Genomic DNA, 15,232 nt, shown 5'->3' on the forward strand with positions numbered 1-15,232 from the left:
GTTACAGGTCTAATTCTTTTATTTTACGGTATAAGGTACGTTCTGATATACCCAATTCATTTGCCGCCAGTTTACGTTTGCCTTTGTGTTTTTTTAAGGCTTTGCGTATCAGGTCCGACTCTTTATCTACTAAAGATAGCGACTCTTCAACTTCTTCGGCATGCGGCGTAATGTTGTAGTTGTCGCTGTTGCCATTGTTATTTACTGTAACGGGCTGCTGCAGGGTTAATTGCGGCTCGTGGATATTATTTGGGATCTCGATATCGCGATACAGTTGACTAATTGCCTGCGAGTGGTTGGCATAGTTGGGCGAAACACCGCCATGTTCTATCATATCTGCCACCAGTTTCTTTAACTCGACCATGTCACGCTTCATATCGAAAAGGACCTTATAAAGAATATCCCTTTCAGAGAAATCTTCTTTGGGCTGATTTTCTATACGCATTGGCAAGTTGCTCTTCGTCCCCTCGTTCGGAATGTAGTTTAAAAGCATTTGCCCGGTAATGGTACGGTCGCGCTCTAAAACGGCCAGTTGCTCGGCCATATTTTTTAGCTGGCGAACGTTGCCCGGCCATGAGTAGTTGACCAATACCTGCTGCGCGCTTTCATCCAAGTGAATGGGGGGCGTGCGGTATTTATCTGTAAAATCTGCGGCGAACTTGCGAAACAACAAATAGATATCTTCCTTCCTGTCACGAAGTGGTGGTATACGCAAGGGGACTGTATTCAATCGGTAGTATAGATCCTCACGGAATTTGCCTGCCTTAACGGCGTCATATACATCGACATTTGTTGCTGCAATTACACGTACGTTGGTCTTTTCTACTTTTGACGAGCCTACACGTATAAATTGACCCGATTCTAAAACCCGAAGCAAACGAGCCTGCGTACCCAATGGCATCTCACCGATCTCATCCAGAAAAATAGTGCCGCCGTTAACGGTTTCAAAATAGCCTTTGCGCTCGCCAACAGCTCCGGTGTAAGCGCCTTTTTCATGGCCAAACAATTCAGAATCGATAGTACCCTCGGGGATAGCGCCGCAGTTTACCGCGATGAACGGCCCGTGCTTACGCGGACTTAAGTTATGTATGATCTGCGAAAACGCTTCTTTACCGCTGCCGCTTTCACCGGTTATCAGTACAGAAATATCTGTAGGCGCAACCTGATTTGCAATATCAATGGCACGGTTAAGCAACGGCGAATTGCCGATGATACCGTAACGTTGTTTTATTTCTTGTACATCCATTATGTGAGAAACAAGAATCGAGATTCAAGAATCAAGACCCTTAATTTTATGTTGTTGATTTTATAAAGGAATTTTTCCCTTGAATGACATACTCCCGAAAATTGAATATCATTTTTTGAACCTCTTCAAGAGATTCGAATAATTGCTTTAATATTTCGCCCGAGCCGTACCGCCGACGTTGACAGATAATTAACTGTGTTTCTAGCTCGTATGACGACGATAATGAAGTTGAAAGAAACTCAGCAAAGTGTGCATTCGTCCTTTTACCAGAACCTTCAGCAATGTTTGATGGTATTGAAATTGAACACCTGTTTATCTGATCGATCAAGTTATATCTTTCAGAATGCGGCAGTTCTTGCGAAAACTCATAAACCATGTCGGCGAGATCCATCGACTTTTGCCACACCTTTAAATTTTTGAAATTGTGCCCTGTGGTCATAGTCTCGATTCCTGATTCTTAATTCTTGATTCCCTTAAACAATCTCCCCTATCAAGGTTGCGCTTGTACAGCTTTGTGCCAGCACATTTATGTATTGACCTGGTTTAATCCCTTCCTTAACCGGGAAGATCACCATCGCGTTTTGGTCGTTACGGCCTGCATAATCCAGTTTAGATTTCTTTGAAAAACCTTCTATCAGTACCTTATGCACTTTGCCCAGTTGGTTTTGTAAACGCACATGGGCATGGGCGCGTTGCTTTTCAATGATCTCATTCAGACGGCGCGCTTTTACATCCTCAGCGATATCATCGGCGTAGCGTTTAGCAGCTAAAGTTCCCGGCCTTTCGGAGTACATAAACATGTAGGCATAGTCATACTGCACGTAATCCATCATGCTCAATGTCTCTGCATGCTGTTCTTCTGTTTCTCCGCAAAAACCGGTGATCACGTCGGTAGAAATAGCGCAGCCCGGCAATATGTTGTTAATGGCATCGATACGGTTCATGTACCACTCGCGGGTGTAAGTGCGGTTCATGCGGTCTAACACCTCGCTATTGCCAGATTGTACCGGTAAGTGTATGTACTTACAGATGTTGTCGTACTTTTTCATGGTATACAACACCTCGTCGGTAATATCTTTAGGGTGCGAGGTAGAAAACCTTACCCGCAGATCGGGGCTTACCTGCGCCACCATCTCTAATAAATTAGCGAAGTTGACGATATTCTGAGTATAATCCTCTTGGACAGCAACCTCTCCCCGCCCCTCTTTAAAGGAGATCGCCCCCTCTAAATCTCCGCCGGTAGGGGAGACTTGATTAGCTACCCATTTATAAGAATCCACATTCTGACCTAATAAGGTCACTTCGCGATAGCCCTGATTAAAAAGATCTGTACATTCCTCAACAATAGATATCGCGTCGCGGCTGCGCTCGCGGCCACGGGTAAAGGGCACTACGCAAAACGAACACATGTTGTCGCAGCCACGCATAATAGACACAAAGGCATTAATACCATTGGTATTTAAGCGTACCGGGTTAATGTCCGCATAAGTTTCTTCGCGCGACAACAATACATTCACAGAACGCTGCCCGCCATCTACTTTTTCCAAAAGATTCGGAAGGTCGCGGTAAGCATCGGGGCCAACCACAACGTCTACCAATTTTTCTTCTTCCAGGAACTTAGATTTCAGGCGCTCTGCCATACAACCCAGCACACCTACAACAGTCCCCGGATTATTATATTTAGTTACCTTAAATTCTTTTAAACGGTTACGCACACGCTGCTCTGCGTTTTCGCGGATGGAGCAGGTATTAATAAAGATCACGTCGGCGCTTTTGAAGTCGTTTGTGGTCTCAAAGCCCTTGTCGGCCAGGATAGATGCGACAATTTCACTGTCAGAAAAATTCATAGCGCAGCCATAACTTTCTATATACAGCTTGCGGCCACCGCTTTTGCGCGTTGGTTCAAGCATTAAAGCTTCGCCCTGCCTGCTCTCATCATGTTTCGTATCCGGAAGCGCTAAATCGATCATACTAAATGCACTCTTTAAAATGTTTGCAAAGGTACTTAATTTTTATAATTAATGACAGATTGGCAGTTGAAATTTAGCGCGCTGATGTGTGGCGCCATTTGTTGTATTGCAGCTTTAGTCAACTTTTGCGTATATTGAGCGTTACCCAATTGATTAAGCGCGACACACTTAATGGCTTTTAAGTTTATTAAAAAACGATGGCAAAAAATTTTAGCTGTTGAACTTATCGGTTTAGCCATTATTGTTTTCGTTATTGGCTTGCTGATAAATATCTACTGGTCGCCAATTGTATCAGACAGGTTAAAAACAATTGTAAATAACTCCTCAGACGGCCTATATAAGATCGATTTTTCAGATGCCCAACTACATTTTCTACAGGGTAAAATCGTGATCCACAATATCAACCTACGGCCGGATACCGCAACCTATAATAGATTGAGGTCACGCGGACTTGCGCCCAACAACCTGATTGAATTGCGCTTAAAACGACTGGTGCTTAAAAATATCCATCCACTGCGCCTTTATTTTAAAAAAGAACTGGAAATAGGCGATGTTATCTTTAGCGCGCCTAATGTGCATGTTACCTATCAGCTAAATCACCTGACGGATACCGTTGCAAAAGACAAACGAACGCTCTATCAGCAAATAGCGTCAACCTTAAAGAAGGTCCACATTGGTAATATTTTATTTAATGACGTAGAACTTAAGTACGAAGACCGCCATACCGCGCAACCAAAGATCACCGAATTGCGGGAGTTGAATTTTAACGCCATTGATTTTTTAGTGGATAGCGCATCGCAGTTTAATAAAAAGAGGTATTTGTATTGCAGCGATGTAACCGCGGAGTTATATAATTATATAGGGAAGTCGGCAAACTGCTTGTATAGTTACTCTGCCAAAGAGATCAGCTTTTCTACTAAAACTTCGCAATTAAAGGCTTACAAATGTTCGCTGGTGGCCACCCGAAAGCTTACCGAATTTTTTAAATATACCTATCGCGACCAGTTTGTTTTCAACCTCGATTCATTACAGATCAATCATTTCGATTTTCAAGGTTATAATAAGTACCATAATGTGCATGCCTCGACGGTTTCGCTTACAAACGGCGGACTAAATATCTTCGGCAACCCGCGGCTCAACCCAAAAAAGGTGAACGCCGACCGTATTAACAGCTTTCCCAACCAGGCAATTTTTAATATTCCCATCGATTTAAAGATCGATACGGTAAAGGTAAAAAATATTGACCTGGTTTATCGCGAGTACGGCGTTAAAACCAATCGTGAAGGGCACATTGGTTTTTATGACATCGCCGGCAATATGCTTAACATTACCAACAACAAGGAGGCTGTAAAGCTTAATCCCGTAACGTTGGTAAAATTTAAATCGCGCTTTATGAAAAAGGCGCCTATCGAAACAGAATTTACCTTTGACCTGGCGGATAGTTTACGCAGCTATTCTTACAAAGGCAGCCTGGGCGTAATGAAACTGTCTGACGCGAACCCGATAGCCGTTCCGCTGGGTTCATTAAGTGTAAATGGCGGGCAATGCAAGGGGCTGTTCTTCGATATAAAGGCTGACAAGAATAGTTCGCGCGGGAAGGTGACATTTTTGTACAGCAACTTACGGGTTCATCTATTAAAGGCCGATACCGTGAACGAGAAGATGCATCATTTGCGTATAGCCTCCATTATTGCCAATAACGGCATTTTAAAACGCAACAACCCCGACACCATTGATGCTGAGCCACGCAGCGCCATACTGAACCTTCCCCGGCCAAAAAACTTCCCGTTCTTTAAAACCATGCTGCAAACGCTTATAAGCGGCATAAAGCCCTGTACCGGTTTCGACGAGAAAACCCAGCAGGCGGTAAAAGCACGCATGGCACAACATGAAATAGACAAGGCCTTGCGCAAGCAAAAGAAAGCATTACGAAAAGCGCGCAAAGACAGGGAAAAGGCGCGAAGAAATTTTTATAAAAAATAATTATAATTTATTGTAACCTTCTTCATTTTGGTACGTAAACATGATGAATACTTACTAAACCTTTTTACAAAATGAAGAAATCTTTCCTTTCCAAATCCTTGCTGCGTTACGCAGCTGCATTAACTTTCATGGCGGCCCTTATTTACGGATGCAAAAAAGAATTATCTACGGGTGCATTAGTCGCCGCCACAACTTCTGAGGCGAGAACGTGGTATGAAAACACTTATCCAAAGCTTGCTGTCTCTGCAAAGGCCTCGCAAAGCATGTCAGACCTGCCCGATTACAGCCAGTTGTTGCAACCCGACTGGGACAAAGCTGTTATATATAAAAGATTTGGACAAGATGTTACTGAGGTATCGGTTGGTGCAGAATCAAATTTGCTCTCGGCCTTAAAAATTTAACTATTGGCAAAACGCCGTACCGGCAAGAAAATAGTAAAAGCTCTTTCTTGATCTTAAAAGACTCTACGGGTTACCAAGCGTTTGTAATGGTTATTATGGCCGATTCTGCATGGCTGAATGGGGATCGTAATAAGCTTGAAAATTTGCGCTACAATAAAAGAGATGCCGACTTTAGCGGCTTGGTCATGTACTTTACTCCTAAAGGACAACTTACAGACGTGTGGCGGTATGTAAATGGTAAAATTATCTTGCAAACCTCTAACTCAGGTAATCAAAAACAAAGTTTAACAAGTAACGAAATACATGTTAATACGCAAGAAAAAGAATGTTGGGACTATTATCTCGTACCTATGACAAACGGCCGCCCTGACGGCCCTGAACAATATTTATTTACAATTTGTTACGAAATTAGTGGCGGCGGTGGCGGCGGTGCGGATGGTGACGGCGCTCCCCCTGCAACCCCGAATAATCCAAAACCGAATTGCTCGGTGCCTACTGGAAATCAATCAATTAAAGTGCAAAATTTGCCACCTGACGGCGGCGGTGACGATGGTACAGGTTATCCTCAACCAACAGATAAATGTCCGACTTACAAGTCTCCAGTTCCCAGTATCTATTTTGATACGGATAATTTATTTCTAAACTTAAACGGGTTAAAACCATTTGCCGAAAGTCCTGACAAATGTTCTGGTCTACAGCAATTACAAGACAAGAGCCTCAATGAACAAAAAGAGACCGTTGGTTTATTAACATCTGACGGCAAATTTTTATGCGTTGCTGTGACGGGATACGACGGTGGTAATTGGGGTGGCTTGTATAATTTTGAAGGGCAGGCCTATTACACCTATCCTTCGAGTGCGGGAGCCCCTACTCAAACATATTCTGGGATGATAAATAGAGGAGGACAATATTATATCCCAGTTGTTGCAACCGTTCATACCCACTATCCGTGTCACGACGATGGCACTGATGGTGTTACTGGAGGCACATTAAGCTCAGGTGATAAAAACTTGGCAAACAAATATCCTATGATGAACCATTACATTGTTGGATGCGACGCATTGGGTAAATTTGCTAATGGCGATAACTCAGCAACCTTATTGAGCACGGGGACTTTATCTTCAACGTGCTCTAAAGTAAACTAATCATATGCTTAAGTATACATTAGTTCTCATTTTGTTTATTACTAGTTTCAGTTATGCACAACAGATGCAACCTTTTCATATTAATCAGGTCGCTATCATAGATAGCAACCTGATTAAAGGAATTAATTATTCGCTTAGTGCTCAAAAAACAAAAACCAGCGTTGATACAAATACTGAAAATCCCTTTGATAAAGGATTTGGTTATTTTGAGGTAAGAGTTAAAGAGTTTAAGGGTGACACGGTCCTTGGCTACAATATCACTCCGAGTGCTTTTATCTTTAAAAAAAACAATCCAAAGCAAATTTACCCTGACTATTATGGTTATGTAAACGGACAATTGGTATTGATCTATAATGAGCCCTTATACCGGTCGGTACAACGTAACCTTACAGATAAAGAAAAAGGTAGATTTATAAAAATGCTAGACAAGCATTTAGAAAAACCTCAAAAAGCAACTTTTTATGATTCGGATCATCGAAAGGTTTTCACAGATAAAAACTATCGTGTTGACTATTTTTCGTTCGATGCGGGAATCAACTTATATGTTCTTAAAAACGGTTCAACCGTTATCGTTAAAGACAAAGGGCAGTTTTAGTCTGCGGTACACAAACCTATTAGCAAATAACGCTTTTGTGACATCGTTTTGTCAGTGTAACACATGTGACACCAGGTGAAACACTTTTTTAAGATTTTAGCGATTCGGGTGACACTGACACAATCGTGCACTGCTGATGCTCAGCCGATTATCTTGATGACAAGATGGTGTCAGATACTAATAAGTCAGTATTTAGTAGGGAAAGTGTAACATGTTACACCCATCCGTCAGCTGAGGGATCAGTAGGTTTTATTGCAATAACAACTTCAGATTTACCCCAAAGTTAGTGAAGGCAGTGTTGAATGCCTGGGAAGTATACGGCTTGGTGATGTTGGTATCGTAAAACAAGCTAAGATTAAAGCGCTGGTTAACGGCATAGTCGATAGTCGGGCGGAAGGTGATGTTCTTGGCACCCGATGATATCTCTGCCTGGTTAACGTCGGCACGGTAGATCAACGTTTTGTTGTCGCGAATGGCGGCATCCACCTTAAAGTTAAGGTCGTTCTTGAGGATCAAATTGTTAAACAAACCGAAAGGGAACCTGAAGTTTCGTGTCCGGTACCCGAAACCCAAAACAATGATATTCTCGTTCTGCTGTGCCAGCTGACTGTTAGCTAAACTTAAACTTAACGTGCGCGATTTGCGGTATTCGAAGTTGGTGGTGATGCTGTTCTTGAACCTTATATCCATTCCCAGCAAAGGCACAAACTGCTCAAAAATAGTTATCTGCGAGAATTGGTAGTAAGGCAGAAAGTCATTATTAAGGTCGCGGTTGTAAGACGCACCATTAACCTCTTTGTACTGCAACAACGTGTTAAAGCTATTTACGGTATATGTTGAGCGGTAACCATGTTTCAGATCAATAGCGTCGAACCAGTCAGAGAAAAGGCGCATGCGGCTTAAACCGCCGTAAGTGATGTACCAGTTTGGTATAGGGATAGAAGGGAAATTATTCAAACTGGCTGTCGAGGCGCTCTTGCCGGAATATGCCGCAAGGAAAGAGGTTACCAATACATTTTGCTGGTTTGGCCCGTAGCCATCCGCGTAACCTGCCGTCTGCCCCTGGCTGTTGGGGTTTTGGGCAGCAAGACGCTGCGATATAATGGCCCTGTTGGTGAGCAATCTGTTAAATGTCGCTGATGTATTATTCAACCCATTAGCACTGGTAAACGCCGACGCGATGCTTAAGTAAGATATGCTGTAGTCGCCGCTGGTTATAGGGCTCAGTTCTTCGAAACGGCCCGTGGTGGGGAAGTATTTAAAATTGGTTTGGAATACGCGGTCTTGCGTACGCAAGGCGGTAAGTTCTATGCGTAGGTCGCGCAGCGGCTCAATGATACTGCGGATATTAAGGTTTTCGTTCAGCGTACGCGAATACAACTGGTTTTGCAGGGTGTCTGTACTCAGCCAGCCATTGGCAGCCGCCTTAGCGCGGATGTCTGCCTGGCTACCTAACAAGAAACCCAACCCGGGTGAGTTGTAACTAAAGTCCTCACCGGCAAAATTGCTATTGGGCAAATAACCCGGCAGGTAAGTTCCTTCTGTACGGCCGTAAGTTCCGCTGATGTTCTTTACACTGGTCAATAAACCAACAAAAAACTTCTTCAGCCCACCGTGACCATCTGACGATTGCTCGCGCACTACCCGCAATTTATTATACAAAGTAATTAGGTTAAGCGTTGGCCTAACGGTGATGGTACGTTTGTTTTGTATGGTATTACCCACGTTGTAATCGGGGTTGTTAAACGCGAAAGTTGGTTGTGCCTGCCAGTTAAAATAAGTACTGTACAGCACATTCATGTTTGCAAAATCAAAACCCGGTATTTTATTCAATGGCACGTTATAAGTAAGGTTCAACTGGTGGTAGTAGTTAACGGTACGGCCTAACTTTAAAAGGTTATTCCACAAAGTATCTTTCTTTAAACCGTTAACCCGTCCCGCAGGTTCGTCAACAATACCTAAGTTGGTCGCGTCAATATCCAATTGCAGGCTCTTGGTCAGGTTCCAGCCAATGCCATATACACGGGTAATATTAAAGCTTTTGTTAAAAGTAGTCGGGATTGGTATGTAGTTGTTGGGGTCGTTATTACGCAGCGTATTTTCCGAATAAAACCTGTCGAAATTGATGCTGAAGTTTAATCTTGTCGGTAACAAACTATAGTTGAAATCCTTTACCGCACGCAAGGCATTGGCTTTGATCAGCTTCTCGAACGGCGAATAGTATTTAGCCTGATTGATATAATTATAGGCAAGCGCTACACGATAGGTTTCCTGCAGATCGCTCAGCGTAGTAAAATCATGATGGCGGTACTCACTATAAGCGTAGGTGGCGTTGAAATTCTCGATATCCCACAAATGGGTCTTGGCAGACGGGTCTGTCTTGGTCTTGTGGATATTTGTAAAATTAATGCTGCGCCTTATAGTATAGTCTACCGCGGCATTTTTGATAGAGTCGCGCTCCTTATCAGATGCGGCTGAGGCAAGGGTTTGCTTCAGCTCTACGTCGGGTTGTGCCGGGTCATACTGCGGCATTGCAGACTGCGACGACACATTGATGAACATGGGTATATGCACGCCGCTTTTAGCCGGGAACAACTTGCCTAGTTCTACATTGGTAGCTACATCATAAGAACTGTTATCGCTGCGGCTGCGTTCACTTACCCGTTGCTCTATCGATCCAAAACCAATTGTGCTCTTACTGCCGGCAACAGTTACATCGGCAAAGTCGGCCAGTTTAGCGTTCAGCCTTGCTGTTGCAGCCCATCCGCCGCGCTGGTCAAAGTCGGTCAGGCGTAACTCATCGAACCAAACTGTAGCGCTTTTATCCAGGCCGTCGTCGCCGGTTGTTGTCTTGAGCGGGTTGCGTACACCCACCATAATATCGCGCAGACGGCTAAGGTCAGGCTGACCTTTAATGGTCACTTTATTTTTCCCATCAACCAACGTATATGGTAAGTTTAACGGCCAGGGCTGCCCGTTCAATGTAGCATGGTTACGGGCCAGTTTGGCATTAGTGAGTAAAGACAACGGAATGTCCAGGGCATTGGCATCGGACCATATGGCAGCGGGGTCGGTTGTTGGCTGGGTAATGGTTAATGGTATTTCGTACTCGTAGTAGTTATCCTGGTAATCCACACCAAAACGAACGAACGCGCTTACATCGCCATTTTTTAGGTTGTCGCCTTCGGCGTGGATAAACATGTTGATGTTCTTGTAAGAACGCAGGTCATTATAAAAAGTGCGGTACGCAGCCCGGGAGTAACCATCGCGCAGGTTGGATACTTTTACAGAAAGCGACTGCTCATTCAACTGGGTGGTAGTGCGCAGATTGTTAAAATCGCGCTGACGTACAATGCCCGGCGGCACCACATAAGGTATGGGCGACCGGTTACCGTTCTCCTCGATATTTACCGTACTCACATCAAGGGTAGAATTATCAAGCGGCGGATTGGTAATAGATGGGTCGGCGATTACTTTCAGTGTACTAGCCTCTTCATTATAGTTGCGCCACTCACCGCGTTCAAATTGCAGGGTTGCAAAACGCAAAACCGTAGTATCGGCAAAACCGGTCATAAACATCCGCACAAAACGGATAGCTTTAAAATCTTCTATGTTACCAACCTTATTTTTGTAGTTATAAATAGGTATCCTAAACTGGTACCAGGTTGCAGGCTGGGTAGTACCATCAGGCAGTTTAACCTGCGACGTGATCTTATCGGTAATATATTGCTGGCCAACCTGTAATGTGCCCGGGTTAATATCAACCTTATACTCAAAATACTCATCGGCCTGGCTCATGGTATTATCGCGATTGATGTCCTCACCATCGGGGTAGGCCGTCGCTGCAGAAGTTGTCAAACCCAAATCGGCTTGGGATTGCGCCGTAGTTTTTGAGTTACCTTCAGTATTGTTATACCTGCTGTAGCGCTGTAAGATGCCGGCGTTAGAAGCGTCTAATTGCGGGCCGCGATAGTACTGATAGTTATCGCTCGATGGGTCATTGGTTAAAATGTTTGCGGCTGCTGTGTTTAACGTCCCTTTTACCTGGTTAAGGAAAGGCGCAAACTTCACCTGCTCATCTTTATCATTCAAACCATCGACACCTATATCCTGTAAAGAACGCGAGTCGGGGTTATTATCAAATGCATTTACAACGGGTTGCAATTTAGGGACGCGACCCCAGGCTGTCTCGTCAACTTTGGTCAGGTCGCCATCCACAGGCAAACCGTTTTCTAAACTCTTGCGGCCGTCTTTCAGTACGTCTTCAGATATACTGCCCAAATCAAAGTAAAGGCTACCCCCGGTAGAATTCTTTTTGTAAATAAATGGGTCGAGCACCCAGAACGAAATGAACTCTACGTTGAGCGACTCAAAATCGTTGGTTTCTATCTTACGATAAATACCGCCCCAGCGCGATGCCGGGTTTTGCAGCGTACCATTGTTGTTAATACCTGTTGTTGTATAGTTATACGGCCCGCGAACGTTAGGATAAAAAGCCAGGTCCAGCGTTGGCAAGATCAACGGTGATCCTGTTACCGACTGTTTGTAAGGAAACACCTCCGTCTCTAAAACCTGGCGCACATACTGGTTAGACAATTCGCTCCGGGTGTTCCCGGTTAACACACTGCTGGTATTTGTATAAAATATCGGGTCGATGTTATAAAAGGCCAGCAACGCACGGTTGTAACCATAGCTCAGATCATTAAAGTTTTGCGATTCGGGGAATAGTTGGGGTGTACCCGATATCTGCCAAGCAATAGCACTTTTAATGTCTATGATAGACCGGCTGTTTTCAAAGTCGTCCAGATACGACGTTCCTTTTGTAGATCCGGCAAAGTTCAAGGCACTTGGGCTGCCCGGGAAAAGCTTGGCGAACTCGCCGTTAAAAGTTACAGTTGATGGAGCCTTGGTTGATATCAAGGGCAGTTTGTCTACCAGTCGTGTCAGGTATCGCGAGTTAGCGCTGTAGTTGACGTCGAAACCTGCAATGGTATTTGATATCGACTCCTCGCCTATCACTTCCTTCTGCGTTATCGGTGTTTCAGATAAGTGCATTACCGTAGCACCTAAGCCCAGATTTGGATTTACCCGGTAATCGAACCTCGACCCGTATAGAGACCGCTGCTGGATACCAAACAACTCGTTATTCTCCAACCTTACGGTAATGGGCTGGCCCGATGATAATAACGCCTGATTGATGATGGTTAACCTGCCGCTGTTATAATCGATGTTAAAATCTGTACCTTCTGTAAGCTGTAAGCTACCCGCGGAAACAATGACTGATCCTTGCGGGATATTCAATGCATTCAGCTGGAACTCTGATCCGCTTTTCGACGAGTACTGCCCCTTAATAACGTACCGGTTTAGTTGAGGGAAATATTGCCGCGCGATAGTTTTTGTAGAATCGTACAAGGGCTGATAGGAATATCTGCTTACCAAGGCTTGCTCGCCCGGGGCGAATTTGGCGGCAAGGTCAGACCCGAAGGGTTCTACCAGCGGAAAGATGATCCGCCCGTTTTGCGAATCGATGGTGATCCCTTCAATGTAGTCAAAATACCCATCGGGCTTCTTATCATTCTGCGCATTTAGGTTATCCAGACCAACCAATTGCAGCCAAAGCTTACTGGTTGTATTGACCCCCTCGTCCATTATGGGTTTCTCAATGCCCGACTTTTCATCCAAACGGGTGATCTGCATCCTGAAATTTTGCGGGCTAACCTGGTAGGCACCTAATGAATAGATGTTTTTCATCATCAGTTTCCAGGTTGGCAAACTGGTTTTTAGCAGGTCACTTTTGATCAACTTTGTGTACAATACCTTCGGTGTTACCGGATCGACGGCCACATCGGTAGAGAACTCACCAACTTGGTATTCAACGCCATTGTACGTATAGCGGTAGGCAACGGCCAGTACCTCGTCGTTGTTCAGCGGCGAATTCAGGGAGATGTAACCAAGTTGCGGATGCAATACATATTCCTTATCAGACAGTTTGCGCGCGTAGGTTAGTTTAGAGTAGTTGTCGGTACTTCCGGTTGATTGAAAGTACGTAGCAACGTCATTTGAATTAGTTTGCCTTGCGCCCGGCGGCAGGTTTTGCAACAGGTTATTAGACTGCTGCGGAAAGTTAGGATTTGAATACCCCGAAGGCAAAGCCGAACCGCCGCCCTGCACCCGCTGTGTATTATATGGCTGGTTTTCGCCCAAATCCAAAAAGGCTAAGATGTCCCGCGAGTCAGTTGTGACGTTGGTACGGTTAGTTGTCCAAACCTCTATTTTGGTAATGTTGATATTGGTGCTGATGATCGGGATATTCGCCAGCGCCCTGTCGTAGTTGTTGCGGAAATATTGCGACAGGAAATAGTGTTTGTTGGCTTCGTAGTCGGCCGGCGTAAGCCTGAATTCGCCTTGTTGGGCGCCATTGGTTATGGTAATGGTTTTGGCCTGCGACCGCTGCTGTGAGAATACGCTGGTTACATCCAGTTTCCCAAATTTTAACTTGGTTTTCACACCAAATAGTGCCTGGCTGCCTTGGATCAACGTAGTTGGTAAAGGCATGCTTACCACCCCCGCCTCTATTTTCTGAATGATCTCGTCGGCATGGCCCGTATAATCTAGTTTTACCTGGTTATCGAATTGGAATTGCGCGTCGGTGTTGTAATTGGTAGCGATCTTTAATTTATCGCCGATGTTACCCACCACGTTCATCTGAATTTTCTGGTCGAAATTAAAGTTGAACACGTTGCGTTGCGCTGTGCTGTATAGCGGGTTTTGGTTGCTGTTGACCTGGCCGGAAAACAAGATCTCCGCAGAACCCTGCGGCCTGATATTAATTACAGAGCTGCCGAATATTTGCTCGAAAGTTTTGCTGCGCACATTTATCTGCGGCACAAAACCCGGCTGCTGAGACTGATAGGCGTAATTATCTGATAACTGGCGGAAATACTGGCGCTGGTCCTGGCGCTGTATCAGATCAAGGTATTGCTTGAAGGTAAGATATTGCGGAGGGCGGTAATTAAGGTTGCCTACTTTCTCTGTTAGGATATAACGGTTGGTGGCAGGGTCATATTGGATAGATCTGACCAAGTTTGGCGGGTCGGGCGCTAACACCCCTTCTAACGCCCTTGTGTTACGTGTGCCCGATTTGCGGACAGGCTGCTGTACAGTTACGCTATCGGCGCGGCCGCGGCGTTGTGCACGTGCGTTATTATACCCGCCAAAAAAAGCAAATACAACTAAACACAGTAAAGCCTTAAACGTAAAACTTTTAACCAAGCGTCGGCATTAATTAATTAGTACTCTACAGATTCTTAAGGGCGGCCTTAATCAGCTGTTCGACATTTAAACTCCCGGTTTGCCGTTTTATTTCATTGTCCACCACTTTTTCGGCAATATTTTTTGCAAAGCCAAGCATCACTAACGCGCTAAGCGCCTCATCTTTAACGGTATGATTTACAGGCACACTTATCAGTGTTCCGGGTCCGTCTTTTTTCAGTTTGTCTTGCAGCTCTAAGATAAGTCTTTGTGCCGATTTTGGGCCTATTCCTTTTATTCGTTGTATAGTAGCGACGTGGCCGGATACAATGGCTTCCTGAATTTCTTCGGGGGTGATGGATGAGAGCATCATCCTGGCCGTGTTCGCCCCAATCCCTGATACAGATATAAGGTAAAGAAATAAACGGCGTTCGCCCTCATCGGCAAAACCGTAAAGCGTGTGGCCGTCTTCTTTTACATGAAGCCATGTGAATAATTTAAACCTGTTATTGTCGCCTAATTTGGCGTAGGTATTTAAAGATATATTAATGTGATAACCTAAACCGTTAATGTCTATCACCGCGTAGGCGGGCGATTTAAATGCCAGTTTGCCTTCTATATAATCATACATGCCGGGATCA

9 protein-coding genes are annotated in these 15,232 nt (G+C 44.5%); 4 read left to right on the forward strand and 5 right to left on the reverse strand.

The genetic code is table 11. From position 1 onward, the window contains the following. Position 1: 1 nt before the first annotated feature. Genes GO620_RS11370 through GO620_RS11380 form a run of 3 tightly spaced genes read right to left on the reverse strand, consistent with a single transcriptional unit; the run spans position 2 to position 3,216 of the window. Positions 2-1,246, reverse strand: coding sequence for a sigma-54 interaction domain-containing protein (locus tag GO620_RS11370; RefSeq protein WP_157525481.1), 1,245 nt, complete (start codon positions 1,244-1,246; stop codon positions 2-4). 46 nt (positions 1,247-1,292) lie between these two features. Continuing rightward, a complete protein-coding gene (locus tag GO620_RS17485) occupies positions 1,293-1,685 on the reverse strand; it encodes a four helix bundle protein (RefSeq protein ID WP_157525482.1) in 393 nt (130 codons plus the stop codon). A 34-nt stretch (positions 1,686-1,719) separates the two neighbouring features. Then, on the reverse strand, positions 1,720-3,216 hold the full coding sequence (locus tag GO620_RS11380; RefSeq protein WP_157525483.1) for a MiaB/RimO family radical SAM methylthiotransferase: 1,497 nt from the start codon (positions 3,214-3,216) through the stop codon (positions 1,720-1,722). Positions 3,217-3,387: 171 nt separating this feature from the next. Here GO620_RS11380 and GO620_RS11385 point away from each other — a divergent pair, with 171 nt between their 5' ends. The 4 genes from GO620_RS11385 (at position 3,388) to GO620_RS11400 (ending at position 7,340) form a co-directional block, all read left to right on the forward strand. Further along, positions 3,388-5,199, forward strand: a complete 1,812-nt coding sequence (locus tag GO620_RS11385; protein WP_157525484.1) for an AsmA family protein — start codon at positions 3,388-3,390, stop codon at positions 5,197-5,199. A 71-nt stretch (positions 5,200-5,270) separates the two neighbouring features. Continuing rightward, positions 5,271-5,600, forward strand: coding sequence for a hypothetical protein (locus tag GO620_RS11390; RefSeq protein WP_157525485.1), 330 nt, complete (start codon positions 5,271-5,273; stop codon positions 5,598-5,600). A 95-nt stretch (positions 5,601-5,695) separates the two neighbouring features. Then, on the forward strand, positions 5,696-6,745 hold the full coding sequence (locus GO620_RS11395; protein WP_157525486.1) for a hypothetical protein: 1,050 nt from the start codon (positions 5,696-5,698) through the stop codon (positions 6,743-6,745). Positions 6,746-6,749: 4 nt separating this feature from the next. Beyond that, the gene (locus GO620_RS11400) at positions 6,750-7,340 is read left to right on the forward strand and encodes a hypothetical protein (RefSeq protein WP_157525487.1); all 591 of its coding nucleotides are present in this window, start codon (positions 6,750-6,752) and stop codon (positions 7,338-7,340) included. 249 nt (positions 7,341-7,589) lie between these two features. Here the strand turns inward: GO620_RS11400 and sov are convergent, their stop codons facing one another. Continuing rightward, positions 7,590-14,612 carry a T9SS outer membrane translocon Sov/SprA gene (sov, locus tag GO620_RS11405; protein WP_157525488.1) on the reverse strand — a complete coding sequence of 2,341 codons (7,023 nt, stop codon included), beginning with the start codon at positions 14,610-14,612 and terminating at the stop codon, positions 7,590-7,592. A 25-nt stretch (positions 14,613-14,637) separates the two neighbouring features. After that, positions 14,638-15,222: a Holliday junction branch migration protein RuvA gene (gene ruvA, locus GO620_RS11410; protein WP_157525489.1), complete on the reverse strand. Its 585-nt coding sequence runs from the start codon at positions 15,220-15,222 to the stop codon at positions 14,638-14,640. Positions 15,223-15,232 lie beyond the last annotated feature (10 nt).

Source organism: Mucilaginibacter ginkgonis, assembly GCF_009754905.2.
Lineage (GTDB): Bacteria > Bacteroidota > Bacteroidia > Sphingobacteriales > Sphingobacteriaceae > Mucilaginibacter > Mucilaginibacter ginkgonis.